General features: G+C 61.9%; 13 protein-coding genes and 1 pseudogene. 13 read left to right on the plus strand and 1 reads right to left on the minus strand.

Annotated elements, in window-relative coordinates:
- Positions 1-652: 652 nt before the first annotated feature.
- The 5 genes and pseudogenes from CQ14_RS10760 to CQ14_RS43470 form a co-directional block, all read left to right on the plus strand.
- On the plus strand, positions 653-1,475 hold an 823-nt coding region (locus CQ14_RS10760; protein ID WP_245320291.1), incomplete at its 3' end, for an ArdC family protein.
- Positions 1,476-1,610: 135 nt separating this feature from the next.
- Positions 1,611-2,662, plus strand: a pseudogene (locus tag CQ14_RS10765) (DUF7146 domain-containing protein).
- 331 nt (positions 2,663-2,993) lie between these two features.
- On the plus strand, positions 2,994-3,932 hold the full coding sequence (locus CQ14_RS10770) for a DUF2493 domain-containing protein (RefSeq protein WP_057857883.1): 939 nt from the start codon (positions 2,994-2,996) through the stop codon (positions 3,930-3,932).
- A 1,132-nt stretch (positions 3,933-5,064) separates the two neighbouring features.
- Positions 5,065-5,382, plus strand: coding sequence for a DUF736 domain-containing protein (locus CQ14_RS10775; RefSeq protein WP_057857884.1), 318 nt, complete (start codon positions 5,065-5,067; stop codon positions 5,380-5,382).
- Between the two features lie 258 nt (positions 5,383-5,640).
- The gene (locus tag CQ14_RS43470) at positions 5,641-5,790 is read left to right on the plus strand and encodes a hypothetical protein (RefSeq protein ID WP_156434866.1); all 150 of its coding nucleotides are present in this window, start codon (positions 5,641-5,643) and stop codon (positions 5,788-5,790) included.
- Between the two features lie 352 nt (positions 5,791-6,142).
- On the opposite strand, the gene CQ14_RS10780 is transcribed toward CQ14_RS43470, so the two are convergent.
- Positions 6,143-7,045 carry a LysR family transcriptional regulator gene (locus tag CQ14_RS10780; RefSeq protein WP_199805500.1) on the minus strand — a complete coding sequence of 301 codons (903 nt, stop codon included), beginning with the start codon at positions 7,043-7,045 and terminating at the stop codon, positions 6,143-6,145.
- 107 nt (positions 7,046-7,152) lie between these two features.
- On the opposite strand from CQ14_RS10780, the gene CQ14_RS10785 reads away from it, so the two are divergent.
- From CQ14_RS10785 to CQ14_RS10820, 8 genes are all read left to right on the plus strand, one after another.
- Positions 7,153-8,775: an FAD-dependent monooxygenase gene (locus CQ14_RS10785; protein ID WP_057857886.1), complete on the plus strand. Its 1,623-nt coding sequence runs from the start codon at positions 7,153-7,155 to the stop codon at positions 8,773-8,775.
- A gap of 17 nt (positions 8,776-8,792) precedes the next feature.
- A complete protein-coding gene (locus CQ14_RS10790; protein ID WP_156434868.1) occupies positions 8,793-9,581 on the plus strand; it encodes an alpha/beta fold hydrolase in 789 nt (262 codons plus the stop codon).
- Positions 9,582-9,606: 25 nt separating this feature from the next.
- The gene (locus CQ14_RS10795; protein ID WP_199805501.1) at positions 9,607-11,052 is read left to right on the plus strand and encodes an MFS transporter; all 1,446 of its coding nucleotides are present in this window, start codon (positions 9,607-9,609) and stop codon (positions 11,050-11,052) included.
- Positions 11,053-11,065: 13 nt separating this feature from the next.
- Positions 11,066-12,250 carry a M24 family metallopeptidase gene (locus CQ14_RS10800; protein WP_057857889.1) on the plus strand — a complete coding sequence of 395 codons (1,185 nt, stop codon included), beginning with the start codon at positions 11,066-11,068 and terminating at the stop codon, positions 12,248-12,250.
- Positions 12,251-12,278: 28 nt separating this feature from the next.
- Positions 12,279-12,731 (plus strand): tripartite tricarboxylate transporter TctB family protein, encoded by a 453-nt coding sequence (locus CQ14_RS10805; protein ID WP_199805502.1) that lies wholly within the window; start codon positions 12,279-12,281, stop codon positions 12,729-12,731.
- Positions 12,731-14,233: a tripartite tricarboxylate transporter permease gene (locus CQ14_RS10810; protein ID WP_057857891.1), complete on the plus strand. Its 1,503-nt coding sequence runs from the start codon at positions 12,731-12,733 to the stop codon at positions 14,231-14,233. Before CQ14_RS10805 ends, CQ14_RS10810 begins: the two co-directional genes overlap by 1 nt.
- A 60-nt stretch (positions 14,234-14,293) precedes the next feature.
- Positions 14,294-15,289, plus strand: coding sequence for a Bug family tripartite tricarboxylate transporter substrate binding protein (locus tag CQ14_RS10815; RefSeq protein ID WP_063800336.1), 996 nt, complete (start codon positions 14,294-14,296; stop codon positions 15,287-15,289).
- Positions 15,290-15,559: 270 nt separating this feature from the next.
- Positions 15,560-16,282 (plus strand): autoinducer binding domain-containing protein, encoded by a 723-nt coding sequence (locus CQ14_RS10820; protein WP_057857893.1) that lies wholly within the window; start codon positions 15,560-15,562, stop codon positions 16,280-16,282.
- Positions 16,283-16,502: the final 220 nt, after the last annotated feature.

Here is a 16,502-nt window from a genome sequence, read left to right on the forward strand (position 1 = left end):
AGGCTAACCAGTGTTCGGCACCCCGATTCTGCAAGCGGGCCCGTTCCTGGCTGGTGAGCGCGTTGTCCGCGCCGACTTGCCCACGCTGCTCGCTTGGCTGACCTCCAACAAATTCTCGGCCAGGACCCAGCCGAGTCCGATCCACCAGCGTTGGTGCGCACACACCGGACAGCTCACCTGGGCGTTCACCGCCACCACCCGACCAGCGCCGTCGCCGTACACAGCTGGATCATTCCGAGGTGTCCGAGGCCGGCCAGCAGCGAAATTCAGGCCAGCGTTGGCGTCATGACCAAGACGGCGATCAACAGGATTCACCGGCGCGGGGGCGGTCCACGGTGGCGCCGGCTAACGGGCCCGCCACCAGGTACGGCACCCAACCGAAAGCCACTACCAGCCGGTCTGCGGGTCCCGCGCCGAGCAGAGTGATCGCGGTAAGCGGCAGCGCCAGGATGGTCACCTGGGAGGTCAGCAACGACCCGTCTAGCCACGACCTGGGCTTTGAGAAGGATGGGACTCTGGATCGCATTCAATGTCCAGACCCACCGAGATGGCCGAGACGAGGAGATCTCCAGAGGAAGAGTGGAGGCCTGGATTGCCGTGACGGGTTTGTAGCCGCGAGAGAGGCTCGCGGTGCCCGTCGCGGAGAACCGCGATGTCCAGGCACAACCAAGTTTCGCAGAGCAGCCCCGGCCGGGCCAATTTTTATGACGAGATCACGAATAGAATCATTGCCGAGCTAGAGGCGGGGTGTGTGCCCTGGGTACAGCCGTGGGGAACGGCCGCGGCAAAGGCGCCGCTTGCCATGCCTCACAATGCAGCAACACATCGGCGATATAGGGGCATTAACATCCTGATCTTATGGGGCGCTGTGGTCGAGCGGGGCTTCTCCAGCCAGAGCTGGCTCACCTTCCGCCAGGCATTGTCTCTGGGTGGCCACGTCCGCAAAGGAGAGCGAGGAACGACCGTCGTCTATGCTGACCGCTTCGTGCCCGAAGAGGAGATGAAGCGGGCGATTGAGGCGGCCGACAACGCCAAAACGATTCCCTTTCTGAAACGTTTTACGGTCTTCAATACCGACCAATGTGACGGGCTGCCACCCGAGGTGTCGACTATGGCGCCTCTCCCGTTACCTCACATGATCGAGCCACAAGTCGAAGCGCTGATTTGTGCCAGCGGCATCGATCTTCGGATTGGCGGTGACCGAGCTTTCTATTGTCCTTCTGAGGACTACGTTCAGGTGCCATTTCCGGCCGCCTACTTTGAGCCGATCAATTGGCACCGCACGGCTCTGCACGAGTTGGCTCATGCCAGCGGCCATTCCTCTCGTCTCAACCGGGATCTATCCGGAAGTTACGGCACCAAGAAATACGCCTTCGAGGAAATCATCGCGGAGATATCCGCCGCATTCTGCTGTGCTTGGCTCGGCATCGTGCCGACCGTGCGGCACGCGGACTACATTGGTTCGTGGCTTGAGGNTGTTCCGCGAAGACAATCGCGCAATCGTCCGCGCCGCTTCGCAGGCCAGCAANAGTCGCGGATTATCTGCTCGCGTTCTTGCCTGATCTCGCCTTGAGCCCGGCGGAAGAGCCTGCCCACTGCGAGGCCGCCTGATGCTATTCGATGCTTCCGAACTAGCATACCGCCTCGCGCGTGAGGCCGAGGCGGTATGCGGCTACTATCTCTCCAATGGTCGGCGCGTGGGGCGCTACTGGCTGGTCGGCGACGTCCGGAACACGCCAGGCCGCTCGATGTTCGTGCGGTTACTGAAATCTCCGAAAGGACCTGCGGGCAAATGGACCGACGCCGCCACGGGCGAACATGGTGATCTCCTCGACATCATCCGCAAAACCTGCGGCCTCATAGAATTCCGCGATGTCGTGGACGAGGCAATGCGCTTCCTTGAGCTGTCTCGGGCGCATCCGGATCTCCCAACGAAGCCCGTCCGCGCAACAGTAAAGGCAGGATCGCCGGAAGTGGCGCGGCGGCTGTTCGCGATATCTCGGCCGATCGAGGGGACCCTCGTGGAGGCATATTTGCACGGACGCGGCATTTTGGAGCCGCACCACGGAGCGAGCCTGCGTTTCCACCCACGCTGCTACTATCGGCTGGATGAGGACGCGCGGACAGAGATTTGGCCTGCAATGATTGCCCGCGTCACCGATCTCGATGGCCGGATGACAGGCGCGCATCGGACCTGGCTCAATCCCGAGGGTTTTGACCCGATTAGGCTCGGCAAGGCGCCGATCGACACACCACGACGGGCAATGGGCGATCTGCTCGGCAACGCAGTTCGTTTCGGTACGGCGAATGATGTGCTTGTCGCAGGCGAAGGGATCGAAACCATCCTGTCGCTGCGCAACGCACTGCCTGCCTTGCCAATGGCCGCCGCACTATCGGCCAATCACCTCGCTGCCATGCTGCTCCCGCCGACGCTGCGTCGTCTCTCATCGTCCGGGATGCGGATGCGGCGGGAGACTCAGCGACGGCCGCCCTCAGGCAGCGCTCGGAGGCTGCTGGTATCGTGGCGATCGCTTTGTCTCCTCGGTTGGGAGATTTTAATGAGGATCTCCGCACGTTCGGCATCCACGAGCTTCGAGCGGCCATGCGCATTCAGCTCGCGCCGCAGGACGTAACCCGCTTCTTGGTGATGGCGGAGGGTTAAAGCCGGCGTCGCTGGCGCCGTCGTCACGGCAGGTCGATGGGAGGTCCATGCCGGGAGATGCCGCGCCCTGGCCTTCTAGAGGGCGATCGGACAGCAACCGGAACGGACCGGCAATGGCTGCGCCCGGCTATTTTCCGCCGGCGGTGTTCACCCCGCGAAGAAAGCTTCGCGGGGGCCCGGCCACGCGCCTTTGCATCGCGAAACAAAATAGCCGGACTTCGCCATCCTCCGCTGTCGCTGCGGCCCTTCGCTTCGAGTTCTGGTCCGTTCCGCCCGCTGTCAGGGTGATCGCCACGAAGGCCGCGGCCGATCCGGGCAAAGGACCTCGACCATGACATCCGATCTCAACGACCTCGATTTCGAACCAACGCACGGCTCATCCCCGATTGATCACGTCATTAGCGAACTTCAGCTCTTTGGCTACCGTTCCTTCAACGACGAGCCAGACCCGAGGCCACTTCCCGAAAGCAACATGATCCTGGGTGCCATCGCCGACATCTTCGACGCCCTCGTCGCAACCCTAAGCGACACTCGCCTCGAGCCGGATCTCGACGACCTGCTCTGGTCGACGGTCAACCTGTTCCACCGTGCAACAGAGCGCATCCGGCGCGAGCTCGACGACAACGAGCAAGCGCAGCGGAAGAGCCAGCGTGAGCAGGACGGCTCGGAAATCAGATCGGTCGAACTCGAGCGGCTCACGGCCGAAGGCATCACGCTGGTCGAACGTCGCAATTGCATGGAATTCTTCCGCGATCAATCCATCGAGCGCTTCCAGATCCATACCGGCTCGCCCTGGCGTCCTCGCTCTGGATCGCTGGTCAATCACCGCAAACTTACTGGGGCGATGATCGACTCCAGGGATTTTCTCGCCGCCAAACACCGGGCCGAGACCGAAGTGTTGCTGCCGGCCGGCCCCAAGATTGCCCTGACCGGTGGACTCGACTTCAACGACCATCATCTGATCTGGGAACGACTTGACAAGGTCCACGCCAAGCATCCTGACATGGTGCTGCTGCATGGCGGCTCGCCGAAAGGCGCCGAACTGATCGCCGCCAAATGGGCGACGAATCGCAAGGTTCCTCAGATTGCTTTCAAGCCCGACTGGACCAAGCACGCCAAGGCCGCACCGTTCAAGCGCAATGATGCGATGCTGGAGATCTTGCCAATCGGCGTCATGGTCTTTCCCGGCACTGGCATCCAGAGCAATTTCGCCGACAAGGCGAAACGACTCGGCATACCGGTATGGAAGTTTGGCGATGGCGGCGCGTGAGCGCCGTCCATCCTGATTTCGAAATCTCGCTGCATCGGGTAAGCGTCGTAACCGAGGCAATCGCGCCACTCGAGAACATTCGCCACCTCGTACACGGTTAGACAGGAGCCGCACTTCTACCTATTTCCGGCTTTGGTGGAAGCTCGCGTCCAGGTCATGGGGAACGCGCGAATTGCTCTCGGAGTTCGTCAATACCTTCGCATCGGGTGTTTTGCTGCGATCTTTGCTCTCGCTGTAGTCGTTCCATTCCGGGTACCGGCGTAATGATATTTCCCAGTGCGGGGGCCATCGGTGCGTTGCTGGTCGGCATCGCTGCCATCCGGTCATCTTTGCTATCGCGCGGTCATTCGTTTTGCGCGCCGCCATCGCGGCAGTCTTTGCCATGCTGGCGGCGGTTGCCGCCTATCCATGTGATTCTCGGGTATCGTACGTTGGGGTGCCATCCCCGCTCTGGCGCGATCTTTGGCTGCATCGGTATCGGTGATACGGAAACAGGCGCGCATGACCGTCTTGGCCGGGCTTGGCCCGCTTCAGTCGGTCAGGGCAGGGCGAACCGAACGTCAACCAATTCTCGCGATTAGGACGGCTATAGCCCTTCGGCTCGGCGCCCAGGGTCTCTCAATAGTTAGGCGCGTCGAGATCGCCAACGACGGGTATCGCACTCAGAGGCGGTCTCCTCAGAGCGTTACACAGCCATTATGCCGAACATTCGCGCAACGCTGGTAGTGTCGGGACGGGCGTTCTCTAACGGCTATTTCGGAGCCGCCGACGGCCGACTTTTCCCGCACGTTGTTCCTTTCTTCGCCTCAACCTCGCGACCCTTCCATACAGGACGACCGACGCCCGCCGACCCGTCTCCTTAAGGCTGTTCAGCGCACTGACGGACCTTGCCTCTTGATGGCTGATCTGGCCGAAGACCGGCTCCGCCTCGATCGTCTGAGCCGCAACGCCGCCGTTCAGACTTTCTTCCCCTGGGCTGACGCCCATTCCTCGCGAGCCAAGAAAGTCTTCCGGCTAACGTCCTCCGCCACGCTCCGGCCCGCGAGCGGGTGCGTCGCCGATCGTCATTCGGCCTCTCGATGACCATCGAGGCCGCGGTGGTCGCGGGCTCGAAAACTCAAGGAGAAGTGACATGGCTAACATCGGTTCCTTTAAGAAGGTCGGCAACGATTTTCAGGGCGAGATCGTCACCCTGAGCGTGCAGGCGAAGGGCGTCCGCATCGTCGCCGAGCCGAACCGTACAAACGAGAACGCGCCCAGCCACCGCGTCTACGTCGGCCGGGCCGAGATCGGGGCAGCCTGGTCGAAGCGCTCAGAGGAGGGCCGCGACTACCTTTCGCTCAAGCTCGATGATCCTTCGTTCAACGCGCCGATCTACGCGAACCTGTTCGAGGATGAAGACGAAGGTCATACCCTGCTCTGGTCGCGGCCGCGGAAGAGCGGCGACTGAGGTCCTCTCCACCGAGCCCCGCCCGACCCACTCGGGCGGGGCCTTTTAGCCGTACGACGGAAGCCGGTTAATCTTTTGTTTACCTGAACTTAGGGCAACCGATTCGGCGCGGCAGCTCAATTCGTTCCCGCGAGTTTGCCGCAGCCGAGTCGGTGAAGAGTCAACCTTACGGGCAACAAATATACTGCATCGCGATCGGCGCGACTCACCTTATTTCTCGGCCGTTACAAACGCGTTTACGGCTTCACGGAGCTGACGATGGCGAGTCCGTTCATGTTGTTCCCCGAGCCAGAAACGGTGACGCTTAAGCGCACCTGCCTGGCGCAAATGATTATCAGCCTTGCCGCGCTGACCTCGACTGGCGTCCTGCTAACGAAGGTCGTGACGGTGATGAATGGATTGTATTAGAGCCTCGGCCAACTCAGGGCAGAGCCGGCAGAAAGGCTGTAAGAATTTGAGGGCCGGACTGCACAGTGCCCAAAGCGCCATGCGGTCCCGCCCAATTATTGATCGGTCCATTCAGACCAAAGCGACGTCGACCATCCAAACGTTGCCGCAGCAGGAATCTTGTTCGGAACGAGCAGAAGGTCGTTGAAGACCTACTTCTTCATCTTCTTCTTTTTGGCCTTTTTTACAGTAGTCTTCTTCGCCTTCTTTGCCATCTTACAGCTACAACGCTCTAAAGTCGTTCCGCTCGAGAAACTGCAGTGTTGAGCAACGGGTAGGCTCTCGTGGTTGCAAAATAAAGTGAATATATTGTTCAGCGGGAGCTCGCACGCACCGGCGCCGTCAGAATCTTTCCGTCGTCGATAAGATTGCTGCAAACCTCCTTTAGAGCTGTCACGACTTCGCGCGTGGCGCGGCTAACGGGACGCCCCCGCGGAAGCGAGAGAACGCGATCGGCGTGCATCCATGGCAAGAGAGCCGCCGACAGCGTGCCGGCCGCCACTTCTTCGTGAATCCCGGAGAACGGCAACAGACCGTAGCCAAGTCCCGAAGCGACGATCCGCTTCATCGGCGTGCTGCTCTCGACGCGCAGGGAGAACGGCACGTCTTCTGGGAACGGGTTGCGGCTGAGGGGCACCACGGCCGCCGGCAAATCCTTGAACTCCTTGCGCGTCAGCCGACCACGCTTGAGCCTGGGATCGCGCGGCGGACCGATCAGGAACACCGGCTCGACCACGAGCGTCTCGTAGTCGAGATGGTCATTGGGTTGCGGCGCGGTGACGATGGCGATGTCGAGCTCAGCGCGCAGCAGATGGTCGCACATCGTTTCGGTCAGGCCCTCGCTCAACTCCAGCCGGACGCGTGGGAAGCGCTTAGTGAATATCTGGGCCAGCGGCGCATAGAAAATGTCGGCGAGGCTCGACGGTGCTCCCAGCCGCACCGTGCCGCTGGGTTCACGATTTTCCGTACGCACCTCCGCCTTGACATCGTCGACGGCACCGAGCAGCCAGCGCCCGCGCGCCAGCAGGACCTTGCCGGACTCGGTCACCGATACGCCGCGCGCGCCACGCTCAAGCAACGCGCCACCCAACTCGAACTCGAGTTCCTTGACGTGGCGGCTGAGCGCCGACTGCGCGACGTTGAGGGCGCTGGCCGCGGCGCCGAAGCCGCCTCGTTCGGCTACCGCCACGAAATAGCGAAGCTGCCGCAGGTCCATATCAACCTCCATCTCAGATCGAGATGGAGGTTATATCAAACATATTCTTGTGAGATACCAAAAACCGGGCAGTCTGCAGGCAAAGAGAAAATCGAGAGGAAACGAGCATGGACATCGCCGTGGAAGCACCCCGCCGCACGTCGGTACTTATCGTTGGCGGTGGCCCCGTTGGCCTTGCCATGGGGCTGCTGCTCGACCGTTTCGGGATCGACGCCGTCATCGTCGAAAAGAGCCCGACCACAACGGACCATCCGAAATCGCGCGGCTGCTGGGTCCGCACCATGGAGATATTCCGGCAATGGGGGATCGAGCAGGCGATCCGCGACCGCGGCCTGCAGGACGATTCCGACATGTTCGTCCAGGTCGAAAGCATCGCCGGCCGCGAGATCAGCCGGTCGCGCCCGGAGCCCAATCTTGGCCAGACACCCGCGTGGAAATGCCTGGTGGCGCAGGATGCGGTCGAGGAGGAGATCCACCGCGTCATCGCGCATTCCAACCTCGTGCAGGTGCAATTCTCCACCGAGTTCGTCGCCTTCGAGGAAGTCGAGGATGGTGTGATCTGCGAGATCCGTTCGGTAGAAACCGGCCGCAGCGAACACTGGCACGCCAAATATCTGCTCGCCTGCGACGGCGCCGGCAGCCCGACGCGGCGGGCCGCCGGCATCGACATGGTGGGACCGGCCTGCCTGGCGGTTCTGCAGAACGAATATTGGCGCGCCGATCTTTCGCGGTTTCCGCTCGCGCGGGAGGCCGCCGGCTATCAGGTCTACTCCAAAGTGCCGGGCGTGCCGCAGCGCGCCGGGATTCTCAACACCAACGGCCGCGACCGCTGGCTGTCCATCATCCAGATCGGCGAGCAGAAGGACGATCGGCCGCGCCCCTGGACCGATTCCGAAATGATCGAGATCATTCGCACCCATGTCGGGGTTCCCGACCTCGAAGTGACGCTGCTCAACCGGTCGGTCTGGCGCATGAGCAAACAGGTCGCGGCAAGCTTTCGAAAGCAGCGCGTGTTCCTGGTCGGCGATGCCGCGCATCGCTTCCCACCGACGGGCGGTTTTGGCCTCAACTCCGGCGTCCAGGACGCCCACAATCTGGCCTGGAAACTCGTCTACGTGCTGCGCGGCTGGGCATCGGAGAAGCTGCTCGACAGCTACGACCTCGAACGCCGCCCCGTAGGGCAATCAAATGCGGATTTCAGTTACGGCAACATGATTCGCTTCCGGCGGATCGATGAAGCGGTCCGCTCCGGCAACGAGGATCACATCCGCTTCTGGATAAACGACCTCGATAATCATTTGCACAGCATCGGTCAGGCGCTCGGCTTCACCTACGAAGAGGGCGCGGTGATCCCCGACGGCACGCCGCATGGCGGACATCTGACCCGCGTCTACCGGCCGTCCGATCGGCCGGGCGGACGTTTTCCGCATCTGTGGCTCGACATGCCGCGCAAGCGCTCGACGCTCGACTGGTTCGACAAGGAGTTTACAGTCGTTGCCGGTCCGCAAGGCGAGACGTGGCTCGAGGCCGGCCGCAACGTGTCGGCGAAAACCGGGCTGCAACTCAATTTGCAGCGACTCCCCCACGCCCATCCCGCCGACGGCATTCAGATGGGACCGCGCGGCGCGGTGCTGGTGCGTCCCGACGGCCATGTCGCCTGGCGCATGCCCTACATCCCCTCCGATCCCGCGCGCGAATTGGCCGGCGCGCTCGAAACCGTGCTGCATTAGTCGTGGATACGACAGCCATGGATACAATCGAAGCCAGCGGCACCACGATTGCCTTTAAGCGCAGCGGGAAGGGACCACCGCTGTTGCTTCTGCATGGCGCCGAAGCCGACCACTCGATGTTCGATGCCTTCGGCGCGCTGCTGGCGCCGCATTTCACCGTGATCGCCTACGACCAGCGCGACTCCGGCGCGACCCGTAATCCGCCGCAGCCCTACGGTCTCGAGGAACTCGCCGACGACGCCGCCGCGCTGATCGCAGCGCTTGGCTATCGACGCGCCCATGTGTTCGGCACCTCGCTCGGCGGGGTCATCGCGCAGGTGCTGGCCGCACGTCACGCCGGGCGCATCGATCGCCTGGTGCTGTCGAGCACCTTCCGGCCCGGTGCGTCGATGATGTCGATCAATCCGGAAGGCTTCCCGGCGTTTGTGGCGCTGCGCAACGGCATGCCGGAATCGGTCTGCGAGTTCGCCGAGTATTTTGTGCCGCCCGACTACATCGCGGCGCATCCGGAGGTGCTGGCGATCTTCACCAGCAGCACGCGTAACGCCGAACAGAAGCAGCGCCGCGGCGCCATCCTGACGCGGCCGATCGCATTCGCTCCCGACGCGATCTCAGCGCCGACGCTGGTGCTGGCTGGTGGTGCCGACCGCCTGATCCCGCCAGCGCACACACTGTCGCTGGCGCGGGAGATCTCAGACGCGAAAGCGGTGACCATGGCAGGCCTGGGCCACATCGGGACGATTCAAGATCCCGCCGCGGTCGCGAAGGAGGTGCAGGCATTTTTGCGAAGCGACCAAACAAAATAACGACAAAACATGGAGGAGGATGAGCATGGAGACCGAAGGGGAGGATCTCGTCACGCTCTATGACGAGGCGCCGCTCAATGCCCGCTATTGGGTCAGCATGGCGCTAACTGTTACGACAAGCATCTTCGATTTCTTCGACTTCTTCATCGTGGGGTTCCTGGTAGCCGTGCTGGCTCCGCAATGGCACCTGACGTTCGGCCAGACCTCGGTCATGCTGCTCAGCGCTGGGGTCGGCGCGATCGTCGGATCGCTGGTCTGGGGCGCGCTGGCAGATCATTTTGGCCGGAAGACGTTGACCGTCGCAGGCGTGGTCCTCTGCGCGGTGAGCGCAGGCTCCATCTCGATGATCCCGGATGGCGCGTGGATCTTGTTCGCGTGCCTGCGCTTCGTCGTGGGCTTCGGCGTTGGTGCCGTCGCGGCGGTCGCGTTGCCGCTGATCGTAGAATATACGCCGACGCGGCACCGCACCATCCTGACCAGCGTCACGGTGATCCCGGTCTCGCTCGGAATCCTCGCCGCCTCGCTGACAGCCGCAACGCTGTTGCAACTGATCGGGTGGCGCGGCCTTGCGGCGCTCGGTTTCTTGCCGCTGGCGCCGGCCATTCTCATCGGGCTCATTATGCCTGAGTCAGTGCGCTGGCTGGTATCGCGCGGGCGTCATGCTGAAGCGCGGCGTATCGTCGGCCGGGCATTGAACGTGCCGCCGGACAGCTTGCCCCAGCCGGCAATCGTGCCGGCCGGCCATGTAGCGCCACCGGCATCGAGCTTCACCGATCTGTTGGCCAAGCCAAAACTGTTCTGGCTCACGGTGATCGTCTGGTTCGGCGCGAGCACGGCCAATTACGGCGTGTTCCTGTGGGGGCCCACGATCGTCGCGCTGTTGATGGGCGTGTCGCCGATGCAGGCCGCCCATCTCTTCGTCTTCGTCAGCCTGACCGGCATGCTCGGCCGCACCGCGTTCTCGTTCCTGCCGCAATGGCTTGGGCGGCGGCGCTGCGGTGAGATCATGGGCTATGGCATCGCGCTTTCCCTGGGCGCGGCCGCGCTGTTCTTTGACCGCACGATATTTGGCTATCCCGCGTTCGTCGTGCTGTTGATTCCGGCCGCGTTGTTCTTTGACGGCGGTTTTTCCAACATCGCGCCGTATTCGGCCGAGATTTTTCCGGTCCGGCTGAGCGCGCGGGGCGTGGGGCTGGCGCAGGCCGCCAATGGTGTCGGAAAGATCTCGGGACCGCTGTGCCTCGCGCTGATCGCCGGCGCGTCGAACCTGATCACGCCCAAGGCCACCATCGATGCCGTCACGCCGGCGTTTCTGTTTCTGGCCGGCTGCGGCTTGGCAATCGGGCTCGCTTTCAGCCTGCTTGGTGTCGAAACCCATGGCAAGCCGCTGGCGCTGGAGAGCGGCGATCCGGCCGTAGCACCGCGCGAAACGGTGCCGGTGCGCGAGCACGCAACGACCCAGCAAGCATGATTGGAGCAAGGGCATGAATGTAGCGGATAGGAAGATCTTAGCGCGGGCGCCGTTCGATACTGAAAAGCTCGACCGCCTGATGCAAGAGGCTGGGCTCGACGCAGTGGTCGTCACGTCCCGCCACAACATTCAGTATCTGCTTGGCGGCTACCGCTTCTTCTTTTTCGACGCCATGGAGGCGATCGGCGTCAGCCGCTATCTGCCAGTCTATGTGTACCAGCGCGAGCGTCCCGAGAACGCGCTCTATATCGGCAACCGTATGGAAGGATTCGAGAAAGAACTTGGCCACATTCGTGCCCCCGCGGTCAAGACCGCGTCCTGGGGCAGCACGGATGCGATCAGTCTCGCGATCGATCACATCAAGGCGCTCGGCGTCGGCGTGAAGCGCCTCGGCATCGAGCCGAGCTTCTTGCCGTCCGATGCCAAGGATCTTCTAAGCAAGGAGCTCGGCGCATCACTGGCGGATGCGCAGTTCGTGCTGGAGCGGCTGCGCGCGGTCAAGACCGCGGCTGAACTCGACCTGGTGCGCCAAGCCTCCGAGCGCGTGGTTGACGCGATGATGGCGACCTTCGACATCTGCGCGCCGGGCATGAGCAAGCATGATATCGTCGATCGGCTAAGACGCGAGGAGCACGAGAGAGATCTCGTGTTCGAGTACTGCCTGATCGCTGCCGGCAACAGCCACAACCGTGCGCCTTCGGATCAGCGCCTGAAGCATGGCGACATTATCTCGCTCGATTCCGGCGGCAATTATAAAGGCTATATCGGCGACCTCAGCCGCATGGGCGTGGTCGGCGAGCCAGACGCAGAATTGCAGGACCTGCTGCACGAGATCGAAGAGATCCAGCAGGCAGCGCGCGGCGCAATTAGATCCGGTGCGCGCGGCGGCGACATCATCATCGCCGGAGAAGAGGCCGTTCGCCGGGCGCCGCACGGCAATGTGCTGGACTACACGGCGCACGGCATCGGCCTCATCAGTCACGAGGCGCCGCGGCTCACCGGCCACGGGCCGGTGCCTTATGCACCCTACGACGCAGACCGGCCGCTGCAGCCCGGGATGGTGATCTCGATCGAGACCGCGATGCTCCATCCGGCGCGCGGCTACATCAAGCTCGAGGACACGCTCATCGTCACTGACGAGGGCTGGGAAGCCCCCGGCGACATCGCGCGCGGCTGGAACATGGCAAGGAAAACCTGAGTTTTCGAAGTGGGGATGAGACATGGTGTTGAAACGGATATTGCTGACCAGGGATCTCTGGTCAGGCATGCTGTTTGCAGCGTTCGGGGTCGCTGCTCTCACGCTCGGCCATGACCTGCGGATCGGCTCGGCCGCACGTATGGGACCGGGATTTGTGCCCCATGCGATCGGTTGGAGTCTGATCGCGTTCGGTGCGGTGATCGCGGCCAAGGGTCTTTTTGCCAATGCCGAGCGCATCGGTGCGATCGCATGGCGGCCGGTTGTCCTGATCTTGCTGTCGGTCGTGATGTTTGCGCTGGTGTTGCAGCCGGCCGGCTTGCTACCGGCCATCGTTGCGCTGATTGCGCTTTCCGTTCTCGCCGGCCGCGATGGCCAGTTGGGCCCGACGCTCGGCCTGGCCGCCTTTCTCGTCGTCTTTTGCATTGCCCTGTTCAAATTTGCGCTCGGCATGAATTTTCCCGTTATCGCGGGGATCTGGTGATGGAGCTGCTGAGCGGATTGGGCGGCGGGTTCCTGGTTGCGCTGACGCCGGCGAACATCGCCTATTGCTTCGTCGGTGCGCTGATCGGCACGTTGATTGGGGTCCTGCCGGGCATCGGTCCGCTGGCGACCATCGCAATGCTGCTGCCGCTCACCTATCACGTCGATCCGGTTGCAGCCCTGATCATGCTGTCGGGCATCTTCTACGGCGCGCAGTATGGCGGCTCGACCACCTCGATCCTGGTCAACCTTCCGGGCGAGTCGTCTTCCGTCATCACGTGTCTCGACGGCTACCAACTCGCCCGCCAGGGCAAGGCTGGCACGGCACTGTCGGTCGCCGCCGTCGGATCGCTGGTGGCCGGCACAATCGGAACGCTCGCGATCGCTCTCTTCGCGCCAGCGCTGATTCACGTCGCCGAAAAATTCGGCCCGGCGGAATACTGCGCGCTGATGATTCTGGGCTTGATCGCGGCCGTCGTGCTGGCAAAGGGCTCGGTGCTAAATGCCGTCGCCATGGTGGTGCTCGGCGTGCTGATTGGCCTTGTCGGCAGCGATCCCGGCTCGGGAACGCAGCGCTTCACCTTTGGCATCTTCGAACTGTCCGACGGCATCGATTTTGTCCCCATCGCGATGGGGCTGTTCGGGGTTGCCGAAATTATCGTAAATTTGGAGCAACGCCACGATCAACGGCAAGGGATTGCGGCGATTACGTCGCTGTGGCCGTCGCGCGAGGATATCCGCCGCTCCGTTGCCCCGATGCTGCGCGGCACTGCGCTTGGTTCGGTGCTCGGGACACTACCGGGGGGCGGACCGACGCTCGCCGCATTCTCTTCCTATGCAATAGAGAAGCGGATATCAACGAAGCCGGAGCGGTTCGGCAAGGGCGCCGTCGAAGGCGTCGCGGGACCTGAATCGGCCAACAACGCGGCCGCGCAAACCTCGTTCATTCCGATGTTGGCGCTCGGGATCCCCTCCAATGCAGTGATGGCGTTGATGATCGGCGCGATGATGCTGCAAGGCATTCAGCCCGGACCTGACGTGATGATCAAACGGCCGGATTTGTTTTGGGGCATGATCGCCTCGATGTGGATCGGCAACCTGATGCTCGTCGTCATCAACCTGCCGATGGTCGGCCTCTGGGTAAAGCTGCTGAATGTTCCCTATCGCTATCTTTACCCCTCGATTCTGGTCTTCTGCTGCATCGGCTCCTACAGCTTGCAGGCCAGCACGTTCCATCTCTTTATGCTCGCGGGCTTTAGCCTGCTTGGCTACGTCTTCATCAAGCTCGGCCTGGAAGCGGCGCCATTCCTGCTTGGGCTTGTGCTTGGTCCGCAGCTCGAAGAGTATTTCCGGCGCGCGATGCAGCTCTCGCGCGGTGATCCCATGGTGTTCCTGCAGCGGCCGATCAGCCTTTCACTTTTGATTCTGACCGCCGTGCTGCTGGCTGTTGTCGTGGTGCCGTCCATTGCACGTGCGCGCGAGGACACGTTTCGGGAGGCCTAGCCGCCGCCGCGACGAGGCTTGCGGTTCAGACGAGGCTTGCGGTTTAAAGGGGAGTGTTTGATGACACAGGCAGGATTGACACGACGCCAGGCGCTGTTTTCCGTGCTGGTATCGGGGGTCGCGTTGCCCTCATGGCCGCTGCTGGCCGAAGAAGCGTGGCCATCGCGCATGATCAAGCTGATCGTGCCGTCAGCCGCGGGGCTGCCAACCGACGTTCATGCGCGCATAATCGCGGAGACGCTTGGTGAGCGGCTGGGCCAGCGCGTGCTGGTGGAGAACAAGCCAGGCGCGACCGGCAATATTGGGATGCAGGCCGCAGCGCTCGCGCCGCCGGACGGCTACAACTTCGCCTTCGTGATCGCGACCTACATCACCAGCAACCCCTTCACGTTCAAGAGGTTGCTGTATGATGTCGAGAAAGATTTCGTGCCAGTCGCAATGCTGTCCAAGGCCGGCTTCACCTATATTGTCCGCGAAGGCCTCGGCGTTAAATCGGTTGCCGACCTCACGGCCTATATTAAGGCCAATCCCGGCAAGCTCTCGGTCGCCAACATCGCGCCGGGCAGCCTTGCGCATCTGTCTTTCGAGGTCTACCTGCGCAGCTTTGGCGGCAAGGTCGAGATGGTGCCCTATCGCACTGGCGCGCAGGTCATGCAGGACCTCTGGGGCGGCCAGGTCGATCTCTATCCCGGACCGGTTGGTTCGACGCGACAGGTGCAAGCCAACGGCAAGGCGCGTGCGCTCGCCATTACGACCATCGAGCGTCATCCCTCGCTTCCCAATGTCCCGACCATGGCAGAGCAGGGGTTTCCTGGCTATGACTATTTTGGATGGTATGGCGTGATGGCGCCGAAGAACACGCCGCCTGCAATCGTCGAGCGGTTAAACCGCGAGATTGCCACAATCGTCACAAGCCAACAATATCGTGAACGAATGATCGGGCTCGGTGCCATACCCGGTGACGCGCTGACGCCGGAGAGGTTTCTCGCGCTCTATCGGGAAGAGGCCGCACGGTTCGGCCCACTGATCCGCAGCATGAATATCGTCGTGGAGTAAATTCCGTTACCAGNACCCGGCGAGCGTTCGCCCCCTGTCGAGCGTCGTACTTGGTCGTCAGCGCAGNGTGAGTCTTCGCTCGTATAGAACACTTCCTCCAAGTTGGCTTGCGTTTGTTGGACCTGGCCTCAAAGTTCCCCATAATGGATTGAAGAAGACCGGCTTACCGTTTGTCAGGCGGCCTATGCGCGCCTATGTGGGCAGGCAGGCATCAAGCGGCCAGCTGATCCGTAAAGCAAAGCACCTTCGATACAAGTCGGGAAGCCGATCGTGACCGCTATTGAACATTCATTTCACGAGTTTCTGGATGCGCTTCAGACTGGCACTGACGAGATTGCGTTCCAGAATATTGGAGAGCGAGCGGCGCACCGTCTCGGATTTCGGTGGTTTGCCTATCTGTCGCTGAGTGACGACACTCCGCGGCTGATCTCTTCCTACCCACGTTCATGGACCACGCGCTATTTCGAACTCGGCTATGATGATATCGACCCGGTGCTCCGGCGCGCGCGCACCGAACGCCGGATATTCAGCTGGGACGGTGAGGTGCAAATGCCGCGCAGCAGGAAGTTGAAAAGCTTCTTTGATGACGCGACCACCTTCGGAATCAGGACAGGCGTTACGGTACCCGTCGTCGGCGGCTTCGGTCGGCTCGCTGCCTTCACATTGGCTTCGCAGGAGCGAAGTGCCGCGATCGACCGGCTCGTAGCAAACTCTTCCGACATCCTGCACCTGATCGGTCTATATTTTCATACAAACCTCGAGATCAGGTTGAGCCAGCATCGGCCGACGCATCGTCATCGCAATCTGACCCAACGCGAATGCCAATGCCTTGCCTGGTCAGCCCGCGGAAAGTCGGTCGTCGATATCGCGGCGATCGTTGGTATCAGCCCGCGGACGGTGGTCTTTCACCTTGAGAATTGTCGGCGAAAGTTGAACGCCGCTTCTCTCACCCATTGTGCGGTCATCGCGACCCGCCAAGGGCTGATACCCTGACGCGCCCTACGAGATAGCTCTGACCGCTTTGTCGGACACGCACTTTGCTACAAACGATGTGCGCGATTTCAAATCGTGATTTGGAGTTCCACGTTGGCACTGCCAATTCGCATTTTCCTCAAACTGGACCAAACAGCCTCTAGTTGAGGCGAGGACACCCACCTGTAATAACTTACAGGCGTATGTCGAAATTCTTTCTGATGTGGTGACCGTGCCATTC

It is taken from the genome of Bradyrhizobium lablabi (assembly GCF_001440475.1).
GTDB classification, from domain to species: domain Bacteria; phylum Pseudomonadota; class Alphaproteobacteria; order Rhizobiales; family Xanthobacteraceae; genus Bradyrhizobium; species Bradyrhizobium lablabi.